Source organism: Rhodococcus sp. DMU1, from assembly GCF_012272955.1.
Classification (GTDB): Bacteria; Actinomycetota; Actinomycetes; order Mycobacteriales; family Mycobacteriaceae; genus Rhodococcus; species Rhodococcus aetherivorans.
In genome coordinates, this window is sequence record NZ_CP050952.1 from 3613739 (window position 1) to 3629034 (window position 15296).

At 71.9% G+C, this 15296-nt stretch carries 15 protein-coding genes; 8 read left to right on the forward strand and 7 right to left on the reverse strand.

Features of this window, described 5'->3' with window-relative positions; all coding sequences use genetic code 11:
- Window positions 1–21 precede the first annotated feature (21 nt).
- The gene (locus HFP48_RS16590; protein ID WP_006943882.1) at window positions 22–1089 is read right to left on the reverse strand and encodes a PhoH family protein; all 1068 of its coding nucleotides are present in this window, start codon (window positions 1087–1089) and stop codon (window positions 22–24) included.
- A 62-nt stretch (window positions 1090–1151) separates the two neighbouring features.
- Window positions 1152–1826 (reverse strand): TetR/AcrR family transcriptional regulator, encoded by a 675-nt coding sequence (locus tag HFP48_RS16595; RefSeq protein WP_043801750.1) that lies wholly within the window; start codon window positions 1824–1826, stop codon window positions 1152–1154.
- A 127-nt stretch (window positions 1827–1953) separates the two neighbouring features.
- Here HFP48_RS16595 and HFP48_RS16600 point away from each other — a divergent pair, with 127 nt between their 5' ends.
- The gene (locus HFP48_RS16600) at window positions 1954–3528 is read left to right on the forward strand and encodes an MFS transporter (protein WP_043801746.1); all 1575 of its coding nucleotides are present in this window, start codon (window positions 1954–1956) and stop codon (window positions 3526–3528) included.
- Between the two features lie 4 nt (window positions 3529–3532).
- Here the strand turns inward: HFP48_RS16600 and HFP48_RS16605 are convergent, their stop codons facing one another.
- Window positions 3533–4324, reverse strand: coding sequence for an alpha/beta fold hydrolase (locus HFP48_RS16605; RefSeq protein WP_029544344.1), 792 nt, complete (start codon window positions 4322–4324; stop codon window positions 3533–3535).
- A 57-nt stretch (window positions 4325–4381) separates the two neighbouring features.
- Here HFP48_RS16605 and HFP48_RS16610 point away from each other — a divergent pair, with 57 nt between their 5' ends.
- Complete coding sequence (locus HFP48_RS16610; RefSeq protein ID WP_029544346.1) at window positions 4382–4564, forward strand: hypothetical protein; 183 nt, start codon at window positions 4382–4384, stop codon at window positions 4562–4564.
- Window positions 4565–4643: 79 nt separating this feature from the next.
- Here the strand turns inward: HFP48_RS16610 and HFP48_RS16615 are convergent, their stop codons facing one another.
- From HFP48_RS16615 to hrcA, 3 genes are all read right to left on the reverse strand, one after another.
- Window positions 4644–5405 (reverse strand): 16S rRNA (uracil(1498)-N(3))-methyltransferase, encoded by a 762-nt coding sequence (locus HFP48_RS16615; RefSeq protein ID WP_029544348.1) that lies wholly within the window; start codon window positions 5403–5405, stop codon window positions 4644–4646.
- Between the two features lie 10 nt (window positions 5406–5415).
- Window positions 5416–6564: a molecular chaperone DnaJ gene (gene dnaJ, locus HFP48_RS16620; RefSeq protein ID WP_006933832.1), complete on the reverse strand. Its 1149-nt coding sequence runs from the start codon at window positions 6562–6564 to the stop codon at window positions 5416–5418.
- 71 nt (window positions 6565–6635) lie between these two features.
- Window positions 6636–7679, reverse strand: a complete 1044-nt coding sequence (gene hrcA / locus HFP48_RS16625) for a heat-inducible transcriptional repressor HrcA (RefSeq protein WP_050035407.1) — start codon at window positions 7677–7679, stop codon at window positions 6636–6638.
- A 149-nt stretch (window positions 7680–7828) separates the two neighbouring features.
- On the opposite strand from hrcA, the gene HFP48_RS16630 reads away from it, so the two are divergent.
- Entirely contained in the window at window positions 7829–8164 is a 336-nt protein-coding gene (locus HFP48_RS16630; RefSeq protein WP_006933828.1) for a type II toxin-antitoxin system VapB family antitoxin, read from the forward strand.
- 67 nt (window positions 8165–8231) lie between these two features.
- On the opposite strand, the gene hemW is transcribed toward HFP48_RS16630, so the two are convergent.
- Complete coding sequence (gene hemW, locus HFP48_RS16635; RefSeq protein ID WP_168579768.1) at window positions 8232–9434, reverse strand: radical SAM family heme chaperone HemW; 1203 nt, start codon at window positions 9432–9434, stop codon at window positions 8232–8234.
- Between the two features lie 383 nt (window positions 9435–9817).
- On the opposite strand from hemW, the gene HFP48_RS16640 reads away from it, so the two are divergent.
- The 5 genes from HFP48_RS16640 to HFP48_RS16660 are packed head-to-tail and all read left to right on the forward strand — an operon-like array spanning window position 9818 to window position 15276.
- Complete coding sequence (locus tag HFP48_RS16640; protein WP_168579769.1) at window positions 9818–11545, forward strand: nitrite/sulfite reductase; 1728 nt, start codon at window positions 9818–9820, stop codon at window positions 11543–11545.
- The gene (locus tag HFP48_RS16645; protein ID WP_006933811.1) at window positions 11542–12279 is read left to right on the forward strand and encodes a phosphoadenylyl-sulfate reductase; all 738 of its coding nucleotides are present in this window, start codon (window positions 11542–11544) and stop codon (window positions 12277–12279) included. Before HFP48_RS16640 ends, HFP48_RS16645 begins: the two co-directional genes overlap by 4 nt.
- Window positions 12276–13220: a sulfate adenylyltransferase subunit CysD gene (cysD, locus tag HFP48_RS16650; protein ID WP_006933809.1), complete on the forward strand. Its 945-nt coding sequence runs from the start codon at window positions 12276–12278 to the stop codon at window positions 13218–13220. Before HFP48_RS16645 ends, cysD begins: the two co-directional genes overlap by 4 nt.
- A 2-nt stretch (window positions 13221–13222) precedes the next feature.
- Complete coding sequence (locus tag HFP48_RS16655; protein ID WP_006933807.1) at window positions 13223–14524, forward strand: GTP-binding protein; 1302 nt, start codon at window positions 13223–13225, stop codon at window positions 14522–14524.
- Entirely contained in the window at window positions 14521–15276 is a 756-nt protein-coding gene (locus HFP48_RS16660) for a CbiX/SirB N-terminal domain-containing protein (protein ID WP_168579770.1), read from the forward strand. The genes HFP48_RS16655 and HFP48_RS16660 overlap by 4 nt, the downstream gene beginning before the upstream one ends.
- The last annotated feature ends 20 nt before the right edge of the window (window positions 15277–15296 follow it).

Here is a 15296-nt window from a genome sequence, read left to right on the forward strand (position 1 = left end):
GGGCGGGGCCCTCGGTCACGGTCACCGGCGCGGCACCCGGCTCTGGGCTGCTGCCCGCCGCTGGGCCCGGTTGCCCATGGCGACGCCGGCCGGCCGATCGGCCTCGAAACGCTCGTAGGCGTCGACGATGTCGGAGACGAGCCGGTGCCGCACCACGTCGCTGCTGTCGAGGACGGCGAAATGGATGCCGTCGATGCCCTCGAGGATCTCGGCGGCGGCCGCCAGGCCGGAGCGGGCACCGCCGGGCAGGTCCACCTGCGTGGTGTCGCCGGTGACGACGATCTTGGAACCGAAGCCGAGACGCGTCAGGAACATCTTCATCTGCTCGGCGGTGGTGTTCTGCGCCTCGTCGAGGATGATGAACGCGTCGTTGAGGGTGCGTCCGCGCATGTACGCCAGCGGCGCGACCTCGATGACCCCGGCCTGCATCAGCTTCGGGATGGCTTCCGGGTCCATCATGTCGTGCAGCGCGTCGTGCAGCGGGCGCAGGTACGGGTCGATCTTCTCGTGCAGCGTGCCCGGCAGGAAGCCGAGCCGCTCCCCGGCCTCGACGGCGGGCCGGGTGAGGATGATGCGGGTGACCTGCTTCGACTGCAGCGCCTGCACGGCCTTGGCCATGGCGAGGTACGTCTTGCCGGTGCCCGCGGGCCCGATGCCGAACACGATCGTGTTGGTGTCGATGGCGTCGACGTAGCGCTTCTGGTTGAGGGTCTTGGGCCGGATGGTCTTGCCGCGCCGGGACAGGATGTCGAGGCTGAGGACGTCGGCCGGCGAGTCGGACAGACCCTGCGTGAGCATGCCCACGGTGCGGCGCACCGCGTCCGGGGTCACCGCCTGCCCGCGTCCGACGAGGGTGACGAGCTGCCCGAGCACCCGTTCCGCGAGCGCGACGTCCGCCGGCGCGCCGGTGAGGGTGACGGAGTTGCCGCGTACGTGGATGTCCGCACCGAGGGCCCGTTCGAGGGCGATGAGATTCTCGTCGGCCGAGCCGAGCAGCGGCGCCGCAGCTTCGGGCGGCAGGTCCAGGTGGGAACGGACGGTGGTCCGTTCGGCGTTCCCGGTGTCTCGGGTGTCGTCTGGTTCACTCACGTGGACGGTACGGCCTGCTTTCGGTTCGTCTCGCGCACGACGGGCGTCGTGACGATGCCAGTCTAGCGCCGGGCGTCCCCGCGCCCCACCGCATTGCCGCCCGGGCCGTGCGCCGCGCGCCGATCCCGCTGCGCTCGCTGGGCCCGCTGGACGACGTCGACGGCCCGCTCCGGCGGGACCCCCATGAGGACGAGGGCGGCCAGGGCGACGGTCTCCCCGGCGTCGTGCACCACCCCGAGATTGGCCTGCTCGAGAGTCGCCATGGTGAGCCCCTCGAGCATCCCGACGAGGACGACGGCCGGAAGGTAGGCGGAGAACACCCCCGACCGGCAGCCCCGCTCCACGATCGCGAGGGTGCGGGCGCGCAGCGGGGCGATGAGTTCGCCGATGCGCTCGTCGCCGACCTCCTTGCGCGCGAAGGACAGCAGCACGCGGAAGCGGTCACCGACGGGCCAGGTCATCAGGGCCGCGGCGGCGAGCGCCAGGTCGGGCTCCTCGGGGTCCGGCCGGTCGACCGCGGCGGCGAGCGCGGCAGCCGCCTCCTCGGCGATGCCGTCGACGAGCGCCTCGCGGTTCGGGAAGTGGGCATAGACGGTGCGGCGCACCACGCCGGCGGCTCGCGCGACGTCGTCCATGCTGGCGTCCGGGTCGGCGGCGAAACACCCCATCGCCGCCTCGAGGATCCGGGCTCGGTTCCCGCTCGTCCGCCGCCGCGGCCCCCGGACCGGTTCCGCCACGCTGACACCTTCTTCCGCCGCCGGGTGTGACGTCCGTCAACTTTACTTGCACACACGTGTGCAAATTTCTAACTTGCACAGTGTTGTGCAAATTGCTGCCGATGCCCGCATCCCGTGAGGAGCGCCGATGACCTCGATCCTGACCCGCTCGACCGCAGATCCCACCCGCCCGTATCCGCGACGGTGGGCCGGCCTCGCCGTGCTCTGCCTGAGCCTGCTGATCGTCGTGATGGCGAACACCGCGCTGATCGTCGCGGCGCCGAGCATGCTGCGCGAACTGCGGCTCACCAGCACCGACATGCAGTGGGTGATCGACGGCTACACCGTCCCCTACGCCGCGCTGATGCTGCTTGCCGGCGTCCTCGGCGACCGCTACGGCCGGCGGCGCGCCCTCCTCGCCGGCCTGGCCGTCTTCGCCGCGGGGGCCGTGTTCGGCAGCCTCGCCGGCACCGCGACCGAGGTGATCGTCGCCCGCATCACCATGGGGGTCGGCGCCGCGGTGATCATGCCCGCGACCCTGTCCCTGCTCGTCGCCATGTTCCCGGCCTCGGAACGGCCCCGCGCCATCGCCGCCTGGGCCGCGACCTCCGGACTGGCGATCGCGCTCGGCCCGTTGCTCGCGGGCTGGCTGCTCGAACAGCACGCGTGGGGTTCGACCTTCCTCATCAACGTGCCGATCGCGGCGTTCGCCGCGGTCGCGGCGCTCGCGCTGGTGCCGCCGTCCCGGGCCGAGCACCTCACCCGCATCGACTGGGCCGGCGGCGCCCTGTCCGTGGCGGCCGTCGGCGCCCTGGTCTTCGGCATCATCGAGGGCTTCCACTTCGGTTGGAACGCAACGTCGCTCGGATCCGTGGCGGTCGCGGCCCTCGCCGGTGCCGCGTTCGTCGCCTGGGAACTGCGCCACCCGCAGCCGCTGCTGGACCTCGGGCGGGTCACCGACCGTTCCGTCGGCGGCGCGTGCCTGTCCGTGCTGCTGCTCTTCCTCGCGTCGTTCGGGGCGATCTACTTCGTGGCGCAGCACTTCCAGTTCGTGTTCGGCTACAGCCCCCTCGACACCGGTCTGCGCCTGCTCCCCCTGGCCGGGGCCGTGTCGATCGGATCGGCCGTGAGCGGGCGGCTGGCCCCACGCCTCGGTGCCCGCGTCGCGATCGGTGCCGGAACGGCCGTCGCCGCGGCCGGCGTCCTCGCTCTCGCCCTCGTCGACGACGGTTCCGGATACGGGCTGTTCCTCGTCTCGCTCGTGCTCCTCGGCCTCGGCATCGGGCTGGCCGCACCCCCGGCCACGGACCTCGTGATGAGCGGATTCCCCGAGTCCGACCTCGGCGCCGCAGGGGGCCTGAACGACACCGCGGTCGAGCTCGGCGGATCCCTCGGCATCGCCGTGCTGGGCTCGGTGCTGGCCACCACCTACCAGCGCGAGATCTCCGGATTCCTCACGGGACTGCCGCTCGCGACTCTCGACGGGCCGATGGCCGCCCAGGCCGACGCGGCCGTCGCTGCGGCGGGCGATTCGGTCGGCGGTGCGGCGATCGTCGCCGAGGAGCTGGCGAAGAACCCGTTCGTCTCCTCCTACGCCCAGCCGCTTCTCGACGCATCGGCCTCCGCCTTCTCGCAGGCGATCACGTCGGCGAGTCTCGTCGGCGGCCTTGCCCTGGCCGTCGGCGCCGTCGTCGTCGTCGCGGTCCTGCCCCGCCGCGGCTGAGCGCTCAGCCCGCCGAGCGCGCCCCCGAGCCCAGCGGTTCGGGGGCGAGCAGCAGGTCGCGCGACAGTGCCCAGCTGCGGGTCCGCTTGTCGAGGAACGCGAAGTGGTCCTCCCCGTCGACGACGTGCAGTTCCACCGGATCGCCCGCGGCGACCGCCGCCGCGGCATAGCGCTCGGCGACCTTCACCGGTACCTGGGCGTCCTCGGTGCCGTGCACGAGAGCGACCGGCACACCGATCGGCACCCGGTGCCGGGGCGACGCCGACCGGTACAACTCCGGATCCGCGTCGTAGGGCTGACCGAACAGGTCCTCGATGTACCCGATCCGCCGGCCGCGTTCACCCGCGGACGCGAGGTCGAGCGCACCCGCCTGGGAGACGACGAGTTCGGGGCGCACCTGCGTGCGCTGACCCGCGAGCCACACGGCGAGCTGACCGCCGGCCGAGTGCCCGACGACCCGCACCCGGGCCGGATCGAGTTCGACACCCGCGGCCAGGGCCCGCTCGGCCACCGCGGTGGCGACGGCGTCGAGGGCCGCGACGACGTCGGCGGACATCTCCGGCCACCGACCGCCCGCGCCGAGCCGCCGGTACTCGACGTTCCACGCCGCCACACCGTGCGCGGCGAGTTCGAGCGACAGCGGCGTGCCGAGGTTGAGGTGGTACTTCCCGCTCCAGAAGCCGCCGTGGACCACCATCACGACGGGCACGGGCCCGGCCGGATCCGCGGCGTCCGGCAGGTACAGGTGGCCGAACTGCTGCGGCTGCGGACCGTAGGCGATACGGGTTCGGGACATGCGTGACACGCTAGTGCAGCGGCAGCCGCGCACCGTGCGGGAGCCGCAGGGGCTCATGTGGACGACCAGCTTCCCGCGCTGGAGGCGATCGTCGGCTCCGGCAGCTACCCGACGTTCGCCCGGTCACTCGTCGCACTCTCCGCGGAGGGCTACGACTTCGACCTCGACCACCTGTTCGAGCTAGGCCTGGGTGCGCCGCTCGACGGCCTGGCCGTACGGCTCGACCGCCGGGCCCCGTGAAGCGCGGTCCGCGCGGCGAGATCCCCAGGAAAACCCGGAACCGGAAGCCTCCGAACGCGTTCCGGAGCCGGTTCCCGGGTCATTCGACGGGCCGGGCGCTCCACCGTGCGGTGAGCACTCCCACCGCTCCGAGCGCGACGGCCGCGGCGGTGGACGTTCGCAGCACCGTCGGCCCGAGCAGCACCGGCCGGGCCCCCGCGGCCGTCAGCGCCGCGATCTCGGCGTCGTCGACGCCGCCCTCCGGCCCGACCACGAGCATCAGCTCGGGGACGTCGGCCAGCGGCAGCGCGGCGAACGGTTCGGTTGCCGACTCGTGCAGGACCGCCGCGACACCCCCGCGGGCGACGGTCGCGCGCACGGCCTCGGCGACGCCCGCGGTCCGCTGGACCGGCGCCACCTCGGGAACGTGGGCGCGCCGGGACTGTTTCGCGGCCGCCACCGCGACGGCCTGCCATCGCGCGACGCCCTTGGCCGCCTTCGGCCCGTCCCAGCGGGCGACGCACCGCGCGGCCTGCCACGGCACGAACGCGTCGGCACCCGCCTCCGTCGCCAGCTCCACGGCCAGTTCGGAACGATCGGACTTCGGCAACGCCTGCACCACGGTGACCCACGGGCGCGGTGCGGGGACCTCGCGCCGAGCCAGGACGCGGGCCTCGAGCCGGTCCTTCGCGGTGGCCGTCACCTCCACGTCGGCGACGTGGCCGCGGCCGTCCGACAGGACGAGGCGCTCACCCACCGCGATGCGCCGCACCGTCGCCGCATGGCGGCCCTCCTTGCCGTCGAGGACCGCGACAGCCCCGGCCTCGGGCAGCGGATCGAGATAGAACAGGGTTGCGGCCACCGCCCGGGCCTCAGCGCGCGCTGAACGCGTCGCGCAGCCGGGAGAAGAAGCCCCCGGCGTGCTGCGAGCCGGTGGTGACGACCTCGGGCACCTCGTGCTCGCGCTTGCGACGGAACTCCTCGAGGAGCTTGGACTGCTTGCCGTCGAGCTTCGACGGGACCACCACCTCGAGGTGGGCATGCACATCCCCGCGCACCCCGGAGCGCAGTTTGGGCATGCCGTGGCCCCGCAGCACCGCCACCGACCCGGGCTGCGTGCCGGGTTCGACGGTGATCTCGGCGGGTCCGTCGATGAGGGTGTCGAGCACGACGGTGGTGCCCAGCGCCGCGTCGACCATCGGGATCCGGATCGTGCAGTGCAGGTCGTCGCCGTCGCGCACGAACACGTCGTGCGCCTGCTCGATGATCTCGACGTACAGGTCGCCGGCGGGGCCGCCGCCGGGGCCGACCTCGCCCTGCGCGGCCAGCCGGATGCGCATGCCGTTGCTGACACCGGCCGGCACCTTGACCGTGATCTCGCGGCGGGCCCGCACCCGGCCGTCGCCGCCGCACTTGCGGCACGGGTCCGGGATCGTCTCGCCGGCGCCGCGACAGGTCGGGCACGGCCGCGAGGTCATCACCTGGCCGAGGAACGAGCGCTGCACCGACTGCACCTCACCGGCGCCGCCGCACGTCTCGCAGCGCACGGGCTTGGAGTCGCCGTTGGTACCGGACCCGGCGCAGCCGTCGCACAGGATCGCGGTCTCCACGGCGATCTGCTTGCTGACACCGGTGGCGCACTCCTCGAGCGTCAGCCGGGTGCGCAGCAGCGAGTCCGCGCCGGGCTGAACGCGGCCCCTGGGCCCGCGGGACGTGGTGGCCCCGCCACCGAAGAACGCCTCGAACACGTCGCCGAGGCCGCCGAAGCCGGCACCGGAGAAGCCACCGCCCGCCCCCGGCCCGGACCCGAGCGGATCCCCGCCGAGGTCGACGATGCGCCGCTTCTCCGGGTCGGAGAGCACCTCGTACGCTGTGGAGATCTCCTGGAACCTCTTCTGCGCCGCCTCGTCCGGGTTCACATCCGGGTGGTGCTCGCGCGCGAGCTTGCGATACGCCCGCTTGATCTCCTGATCGGTCGCGTTCTTCGACACGCCGAGCGTCCCGTAGTAGTCCCGTGCCACGTGAGTTCTTCGTCCTTCTCTATTCGCACAGATGTTGTGTCGTCGGATGGTCCGTCCGCGCCGCCCGGCGCTCAGCGTTCGCCGAGTACCTCACCGATATAGCGGGCGACCGCAGCCACCGACGCAATGGTCCCCGGGTAGTCCATCCGGGTGGGGCCGAGCACACCGAGGCCGCCGAAGACGGTGCCCGCGGCACCGTACCCGGTGGACACCACGGACGTGCCGCGCATCTGCTCGACCTGGGTTTCCTCGCCGATCCGCACCGTCACGCGACCGGCGTCCTGCGTCGCCGCCAGCAGCTTGAGGACCACCACCTGCTCCTCGAGCGCCTCGAGCACGGTACGCAGCGAGCCGGGGAAGCCGGCGTGCGGGTCGAAGTCGGCGGCGTTACGCGTCAGGTTCGCTGTGCCGCCGAGCACGAGCCGCTCCTCGGGATGCTCGACCAGGGTTTCCACCAGCACGGTGGCGCAGCGGATGACCGCATCGCGCAGCTCGTCGGGCGCGTCCTCGGCCAGCTCGCTCACCGCGATCGACGCCGCGGCGAGCCGCTTACCGGTCAGCGCGGCACCGAGCAGGTCCCGCAGCCGCGACAGGTCCTCCTCGCCGAGGACGTCACCGAGCTCGACGATGCGCTGGTCCACCCGGCCGGAGTCGGTGATGAGCACCAGCAGCAACCGGGCGGGGGTCAACGCGACCACCTCGAGGTGGCGGACCGACGAAGCCGACAGCGTGGGGTACTGCACCACCGCCACCTGCCGGGTCAGCTGCGCCAGCAGCCGGACGCCGCGCCGCAGCACGTCGTCGAGGTCCACACCCGACTCGAGGAACTGCAGGATCGCCCGGCGCTCGGCCCCCGAGAGGGGCTTGACGTCGGCGATCCGGTCGACGAACTGGCGGTAGCCCTTGTCCGTGGGAACCCGGCCGGAGCTGGTGTGCGGCTGGGTGATGTACCCCTCGGCCTCGAGCACGGCCATGTCGTTGCGGACCGTCGCGCTGGATACGCCCAGGTTGTGGCGCTCGACGAGCGTCTTCGAACCGATGGGTTCCTTGGTGGACACGTAATCGGCCACGATCGCTCGCAACACCTGGAAGCGCCGTTCCTCGGTGCTCGACATCCCGCCCACCTCCGTCTCTGCTGTCGCACCCGGAACGGCACGCACCACCGCAGGACGGTGCACTGCGTGCCGTTTCGCTCCAGTTTAGTCGCCGGTCCCGGACGGCGAGCGGGACGGCGCCCGCCGGCGAGGCGTCGTAAGTTGGTGCCATGATTTTCAAGGGCGTCCGGGACGGCAAGCCGTATCCCGACCACGGGCTCTCGCTGCGCGACTGGGCGCAGATCCCGCCCCGGCAGGTGCGGCTCGACCAGATCGTCACCACCACGAAGGTGCTCGAGCTCGACCGGCTGCTGTCGGAGGACTCCACCTTCTACGGCGACCTCTTCCCGCACGCGGTCCAGTGGAAGGGTGTGCTGTACCTCGAGGACGGCCTGCACCGGGCCGTGCGCTCGGCGCTGCGCAACCGCACCGTCCTGCATGCGCGAGTGTTCGACTACGACGCCCTGTTCCCTCACGCCCCGGACGCCGACACCACCGAGGCGTAGATATCGCACCGCTGCGCGGTCGGGACATCGCACCGCTGCGCGGTCAGGGCGCCGGGCGGCTGCGCGGTCAGGTCAGGATCGCGCGCACCACCGCGTCGGCGAGGAGCCGGCCGCGATCGGTGAGCACCAGCCGGCCGGCGCGCAGGTCGGCGAGGCCGTCCGCGACGACGGTCTCGGCGGCGCGTCGTTCCTCGGGGGCGAGCACGTCCAGCGGCAGGCCGGTGCGCAGCCGCACCTCGAGCATCACCCGTTCGGTGTGGACGTCGCCGGCGGTGAGCAGTTCGCTGCCCCCGACCGGGAGCCCGCCGGCGGCGAGCGCGTCCGCGTAGCGCGCCGGGTGCTTGACGTTCCACCAGCGGACGCCGCCGACGTGGCTGTGCGCGCCCGGCCCGGCCCCCCACCAGTCGCCGCCCTCCCAGTAGCCGAGGTTGTGGGCGCACCGCGCCGACGGATCGTCGGCGCGCGCCCAGTTCGACACCTCGTACCAGGTCAGGCCGGCGGCCTCGAGCCGCGCGTCGATGCGCTCGTAGCGGGCCGCGAGCACGTCGTCGTCGGGGGCCGGCAGTTCGCCCCTGCGCACCCGGCGGGCGAGCGCGGTGCCGTCCTCGACGATCAGCGCGTACGCCGAGACATGATCGACGTCCGCAGCGAGCACGGCGTCGAGGGACGCGTCGAGGTCCTCGTCCCGCTCGCCGGGGGTGCCGTAGATCAGGTCCAGGTTGACGTGGTCGAATCCGGCGGCCCGCGCCTCGCCCGCGGCCGCGACGGCCCGGCCCGGGGTGTGCGTGCGGTCGAGCACCGCGAGCACGTGCGGGGCGGCGGACTGCATGCCCAGCGACACGCGGGTGTAACCGGCCCCGCGGATGCCGTCGAAGAACTCCGGCGACGTCGATTCCGGGTTGGACTCCGTCGTCACCTCCGCGCCCGGGGCGAGGCCGAAGCTCGACCGGACCGCCGCGAGCACCTGCGACAGGCCGTCGGCACCGAGCAGCGACGGGGTGCCACCGCCGACGAAGACGGTCTGCGCCGCCGGGGCGCCGAGCAGTCGCGCCGCGATGTCGAGCTCGCTGCGCAACCCCTCGAGCCACGACTGCGGAGACGCGGACGTGCCGAGCTCTCCGGCGGTGTAGGTGTTGAAGTCGCAATAGCCGCAGCGGCTCGCGCAGAACGGGACGTGCACGTACACGCCGAACGGGCGGGAACCGACAACGGCGAGGGCCGAGGCCGGCAATTCGAACCCTGCTCCGACTCCGACATTGGTTCCACTCACTCCCCCAGTGTTCCAGAAGGCCGACCGGAGCCCGCCGCCCGGACACGGCCCGGACACGCCACCCCGGCCCGGCGCTGTCACCTCGGCATTTCCCCGAAATTCGGCGTAAATACCGCCACGTTTCGAGAACAGGCCCGTGACATGGCACAATGGTCCGCATGACCGGACCCGGAGTGCGACTCGTGGCGCGACGCCACGTCGACCTCAAGCGTGTCTGTGCATCGCGGTGTCTGTCCTGCACCGCCGGTTTCTGCGCCGACTGTCGATAGTCGGCCCCACCCCCGGCAGCCCCCGCTTCCCGCCGGGTCGAGGCATGTCCGCGCCGGGCTCAGCCCGCCCTGCCGATCCCGATCCGGTCCCTCGCGAACTCCAGGAGTACCCGTATGTCGTCGACCACCGACGTCTCCCCCGCCGGCGATACGACCGAAACCGCCGCGGCCCGCCGCCGCCCGGCCCGGCCCGCCAAGCAGCGCGCGGAGGGCCAGTGGGCCCTCGGCTACCGTGAGCCGCTCAACCCCAACGAGCAGGTCAAGAAGGACGACAACCCGCTCAACGTGCGCCGGCGCATCGAAGACATCTATGCGCACACGGGATTCGACGGAATCGACCGGAGCGACCTGCGCAACCGCTTCCGCTGGTGGGGCCTGTACACGCAGCGCGAACAGGGCTACGACGGCACCTACACCGGCGACGAGAACATCGATCTGCTCGAGGCGAAGTACTTCATGATGCGGGTGCGCTGCGACGGCGGCGCCCTGAACCTCGCGCAGTTGCGCACGATCGCGGGGATCTCGACCGAGTTCGCTCGCGACACCGCCGACCTGTCGGACCGCGAGAACGTCCAGTACCACTGGATCGAGGTCGAGAACGTCCCGGAGATCTGGCGCCGTCTCGAATCCGTCGGCCTGAAGACCACCGAGGCGTGCGGCGACTGCCCCCGCGTGGTGCTCGGTTCCCCCCTCGCCGGCGAGTCCCTCGACGAGATCATCGACGGCACACCGGCGGTCGAGGAGATCGTCCGCCGCTACATCGGCGACCCGAAGTACTCGAACCTGCCGCGCAAGTTCAAGACCGCGATCTCCGGTCAGCAGGACGTGGTGCACGAGATCAACGACGTCGCGTTCGTCGGCGTGAACCACCCCGAGCACGGCCCCGGCTTCGACCTGTGGGTCGGCGGCGGCCTGTCGACGAATCCGATGCTGGCGCAACGGGTCGGCGCGTGGATCCCGCTCGCCGAGGTGCCCGACGTGTGGGAGGCCGTCGTGTCGGTCTTCCGCGACTACGGCTACCGCCGCCTGCGCTCGAAGGCGCGGCTGAAGTTCCTGATCAAGGACTGGGGCGTCGAGAAGTTCCGGGACGTTCTCGAAACGGAATACCTGAAGCGGCCGCTGCTGGACGGACCCGCGCCGGAGAAGCCGGCGCGCCCGATCGACCACGTGGGCGTGCAGAAGCTGCGCAACGGGCTCAACGCGGTCGGCGTCGCCCCCATCGCGGGCCGGGCCTCCGGCACGATCCTCGCCGCCGTCGCCGACGCGGCCGAGAAGGCCGGATCCGATCGCATCCGCTTCACGCCGTACCAGAAGCTCATCGTGCTCGACGTCGCCGACGAGAAGGTCGATCAGCTGATCGCCGACCTCGGCGAACTGGGCCTGCCCGCGAACCCGACGCCGTGGCGCAAGAACCTGATGGCCTGCACGGGCATCGAGTTCTGCAAGCTCTCGTTCGTCGAGACCCGCAAGCGCTCGCAGGCGCTGGTGCCCGAGCTCGAGCAGCGCCTCGCCGACATCAACGCCCAGCTGGACGTTCCGGTGACGATCAACATCAACGGCTGCCCCAACTCGTGCGCGCGTTCGCAGGTCGCCGACATCGGCTTCAAGGGCCAGCTCGTCGACGACGGGGACGGCAACCAGGTGGAGGGTTTCCAGGTGCACCTCGGCGGGACGCTCGGCATGGATGCCGCGTTCGGCCGCAAGCTGCGCCAGCACAAGGTGACCAGCGCCGAGATGGGCGACTACATCGAGCGCGTGGTGCGCAACTTCGTCAAGCACCGCACTGCGGGAGAACGCTTCTCGCAGTGGGTGCTGCGCGCGGACGAGGCCGATTTGCGATGACCGGGGAGCAGACGATCGAAGGACGGAACGTGACCACGACACGGACAACGGAGGAACTGAGGGAGCTGGCCGCGCAGGGGGCGGCCACTCTCGACGGCGCCTCGGCGCGGGAACTGCTGCAGTGGACCGAGGAGAACTTCGGCGACTCGTACATCGTGGCGTCGAACATGCAGGACGGGGTGCTCGTGCACCTCGCGGCGCAGGTGCATCCCGGCGTGGACGTGCTGTTCCTCGACACCGGTTACCACTTCGCGGAGACCCTCGGCACCCGTGACGCCGTGGCGCAGGTGTACGGCGTCAACCTGGTCGAGGCCAAGGCGCAGCAGACGGTGGCCGAGCAGGACGCACTGCTCGGCAAGGATCTGTTCGCGCGGGACCCCAACGAGTGCTGCCGCCTGCGGAAGGTGGTGCCGCTGAAGGAGACCCTGAAGGGCTATCAGGCGTGGGTCACCGGCATCCGCCGGGTGGAGGCCCCCACCCGGGCCAACGCCCCGCTGATCTCCTTCGACGATGCCTTCGGGCTGGTGAAGATCAACCCGATCGCCGCGTGGTCCGACGAGGACATGCAGAACTACATCGACGAGCACGGGATCCTCGTCAATCCCCTGGTCGACGAGGGCTATCCGTCCATCGGGTGCGCCCCCTGCACCGCCAAACCACTACCCGGAGCCGATCCGCGCAGCGGACGGTGGGCCGGCCGAGCCAAGATCGAATGCGGGTTGCACGCCTCATGACACTCATCGACACGAATTTCTCCGAATCCCGGCGCAAGTCGGACGGCGACAGGTTCGACACCCTCGACGCGCTCGAGTCCGAAGCGATCCACGTCTTCCGCGAGGTCGCCGGCGAATTCGAGCGCCCGGTGATCCTGTTCTCGGGCGGCAAGGACTCGACGGTCCTGCTGCATCTGGCGCTCAAGGCCTTCTGGCCCGCGCCGCTGCCGTTCGCGCTGCTGCACGTCGACACCGGGCACAACCTTCCCGAGGTCCTCGAGTTCCGCGACCACGTCGTCGAGAAGTACGGGCTGCGGCTGCACGTGGCGAAGGTCGAGGACTACCTCGCCGACGGCCGCCTCACCGAGCGGCCCGACGGGATCCGCAATCCGCTGCAGACGGTGCCGCTGCTCGACGCCATCGCCGAGAACCGCTTCGACGCGGTGTTCGGCGGCGGCCGCCGCGACGAGGAGCGCTCCCGCGCCAAGGAGCGGATCTTCTCGCTGCGCAACGCCTTCGGCCAGTGGGATCCCAAGCGGCAGCGGCCCGAGCTGTGGAACCTGTACAACGGCCGGCACGCCCCCGGCGAGCACGTGCGGGTCTTCCCGCTGAGCAACTTCACCGAGCTCGACATCTGGCGGTACATCGCCCGGGACAACGTCGAACTCGCCGGCATCTACTACGCCCACCAGCGCCCGGTGTACCGGCGCGACGGCATGTGGATGACGCCCGGCGTCTGGGGCGGCCCGGCCGAGGGTGAGGAACTCGAGGTCCGGTCGGTGCGCTACCGCACGGTCGGCGACGGCTCCACCACCGGCGCGATCCTGTCCGAGGCCGCCGACAACGAGGCGATCCTCGCCGAGGTCGCCGCGTCGCGGCTCACCGAGCGCGGGGCGACCCGCGGCGACGACCGCGTTTCCGAAGCGGCCATGGAGGACCGCAAGCGAGAGGGATATTTCTGATCATGAGCGACCTCCTTCGACTCGCCACCGCCGGCAGCGTCGACGACGGCAAGTCCACCCTCGTGGGCCGGCTGCTGTACGACACCAAGTCCGTGCTGGCCGACCAGATCGACGCGGTCACCCGCGCCTCGGTCGACAAGGGTCTCGACACCCCCGACCTGTCCCTGCTCGTCGACGGCCTGCGCGCCGAGCGCGAACAGGGCATCACCATCGACGTCGCGTACCGCTACTTCGCCACACCCCGGCGCAGCTTCGTGCTCGCGGACACCCCGGGACACGTGCAGTACACCCGCAACACCGTCTCGGGTGCGTCCACCGCCCAGCTCGTGGTGCTGCTCGTCGACGCCCGCAAGGGCGTGATCGCGCAGACCCGCAAGCACGCCGCCGTCCTCGCGCTGCTCGGCGTGCCCAAGCTCGTCCTGGCGGTCAACAAGATCGACCTGGTCGACGACCCGGCGCGCGTGTTCGCCGACATCTGCGACCAGTTCAACGCCCTGACCCGGTCGCTCGGCTGGTCCCCGGAGGACGTGCAGGAGATCCCGGTCTCCGCCCTGCACGGGGACAACGTCGCGGTCCGTTCGGAGAACACGCCGTACTACGACGGTCCGACGCTCATCGAGCACCTCGAGTCCGTCCCGGTCGACGCCGACGTCCACGGCCGTCACGAGATCGGGCTGCGGTTCCCGGTCCAGTACGTGATCCGGCCCCGCACCGCCGAGTTCCCGGACTACCGCGGCTACGCCGGACAGGTCGCGGCGGGCAGTGTCCGTCCCGGCGACGAGGTCGTGATCCTGCCCGCGGGCACCCGGACCACGATCGAGCGGATCGACACCGCCGACGGCGAGCTCGACGTCGCGCACGCCGGCCGCAGCGTCACGCTGATCCTCGCGGATGACGTGGACGTCTCCCGCGGCGACGTCATCGCCGCCCCGGCCGCCGCCCCGGAACCGATCGGCCAGTTCGAGGCGACGGTGTGCTGGCTGGCGGAGAAGCCGCTGCGGCCCGGTGCCCGGCTGCTGCTCAAGCACGGCACTCGCACGACGCAGGCGATCGTCGGGACGCTCGAGGAGCGCTTCGACGAGCAGACCCTGACCTCGGTTCCCACCCCCGAGTCGCTCGAGCTCAACGAGATCGCCCGCATCACCGTCCGGGTCGCCGAGCCCATCGCGGCCGACGACTACAAGGTCAACCGGCGCACGGGCAGCTTCCTGCTCATCGATCCCGCGGGCGGCAACACCCTCGCGGCGGGCCTGGTGGGCAACAGCCTCGCCGAGATCGAACTCGGGGACCGCGTCCCCGCATGATCCCGCTCGTCGCCGTCGCGCACGGCAGCCGTGACCCGCGCTCGGCGCGCGCCATGGCTGCCGTGCTCGCGGCGCTGCGGGAACGCCACCCGGGCCGGGACGTGCGGCTTGCGTTCCTGGACCTGAACACCCCGTCGGTGGGGCAGGTCGTCGACGCCCTCGCCGCCGAGGGACACCGCCGCGTGGTGGTGGTCCCGTTGCTGCTGGGCAGCGCCTTCCACGCCCGCGTGGATCTGCCCGCGCTGCTCGCCGAGGCCCGCGCCCGGCACCCGCTTCTCGACGTGATCCAGGCGGACGTCCTCGGCGCCGACGACCGTCTCGTCGCGGCGGCCCGCGAGGCGATCGCCGCCACCGGTGTCTCCCGGACCGACCCGACGGTGGGCGTCGCGCTGTGCGCGGTCGGATCCCGCCGCCACGACGCCAACGCCGCCACCGACGCGATCACCCCGCGCCTGCTGCGGGGCACGTCGTGGGCGTGGGGCCGGACGTGCTTCGCCACCGCCGCGGCACCGACCGTCGTCGACGCCCTGGCGGCCCTGCGCGCCGCCGGCGCCACCACCCTCGTGCTCGCGCCGTGGATGCTCGCCCCCGGCCTGCTGTGGGACCGCGCCGTCGCCGCCGCCCGGGCGGCGTTCCCCGAGGTCAGCTGCGCCACCACCCTCGCGGCCTCCGATTCCGTCGGGCTCGTGATCGACGAGCGCTACCGGCAGTCGCTCGTGCACGCCGGGACCGCCGCGCGCCACATCGCCTGACAACCACCGATTGCCTCTGG

What these genes read in the sequence shown, in the direction of transcription:
- HFP48_RS16660 (WP_168579770.1), top strand. Translation starts at nt 14,521, where the DNA reads ATGATCCCGCTCGTCGCCGTCGCGCACGGCAGCCGTGACCCGCGCTCG.
- hrcA (WP_050035407.1), bottom strand. Translation starts at nt 7,679, where the DNA reads ATGTCGAGCACCGAGGAACGGCGCTTCCAGGTGTTGCGAGCGATCGTG.
- HFP48_RS16630 (WP_006933828.1), top strand. Translation starts at nt 7,829, where the DNA reads ATGATTTTCAAGGGCGTCCGGGACGGCAAGCCGTATCCCGACCACGGG.
- HFP48_RS16605 (WP_029544344.1), bottom strand. Translation starts at nt 4,324, where the DNA reads ATGTCCCGAACCCGTATCGCCTACGGTCCGCAGCCGCAGCAGTTCGGC.
- HFP48_RS16655 (WP_006933807.1), top strand. Translation starts at nt 13,223, where the DNA reads ATGAGCGACCTCCTTCGACTCGCCACCGCCGGCAGCGTCGACGACGGC.
- cysD (WP_006933809.1), top strand. Translation starts at nt 12,276, where the DNA reads ATGACACTCATCGACACGAATTTCTCCGAATCCCGGCGCAAGTCGGAC.
- HFP48_RS16645 (WP_006933811.1), top strand. Translation starts at nt 11,542, where the DNA reads ATGACCGGGGAGCAGACGATCGAAGGACGGAACGTGACCACGACACGG.
- HFP48_RS16640 (WP_168579769.1), top strand. Translation starts at nt 9,818, where the DNA reads ATGTCGTCGACCACCGACGTCTCCCCCGCCGGCGATACGACCGAAACC.
- HFP48_RS16600 (WP_043801746.1), top strand. Translation starts at nt 1,954, where the DNA reads ATGACCTCGATCCTGACCCGCTCGACCGCAGATCCCACCCGCCCGTAT.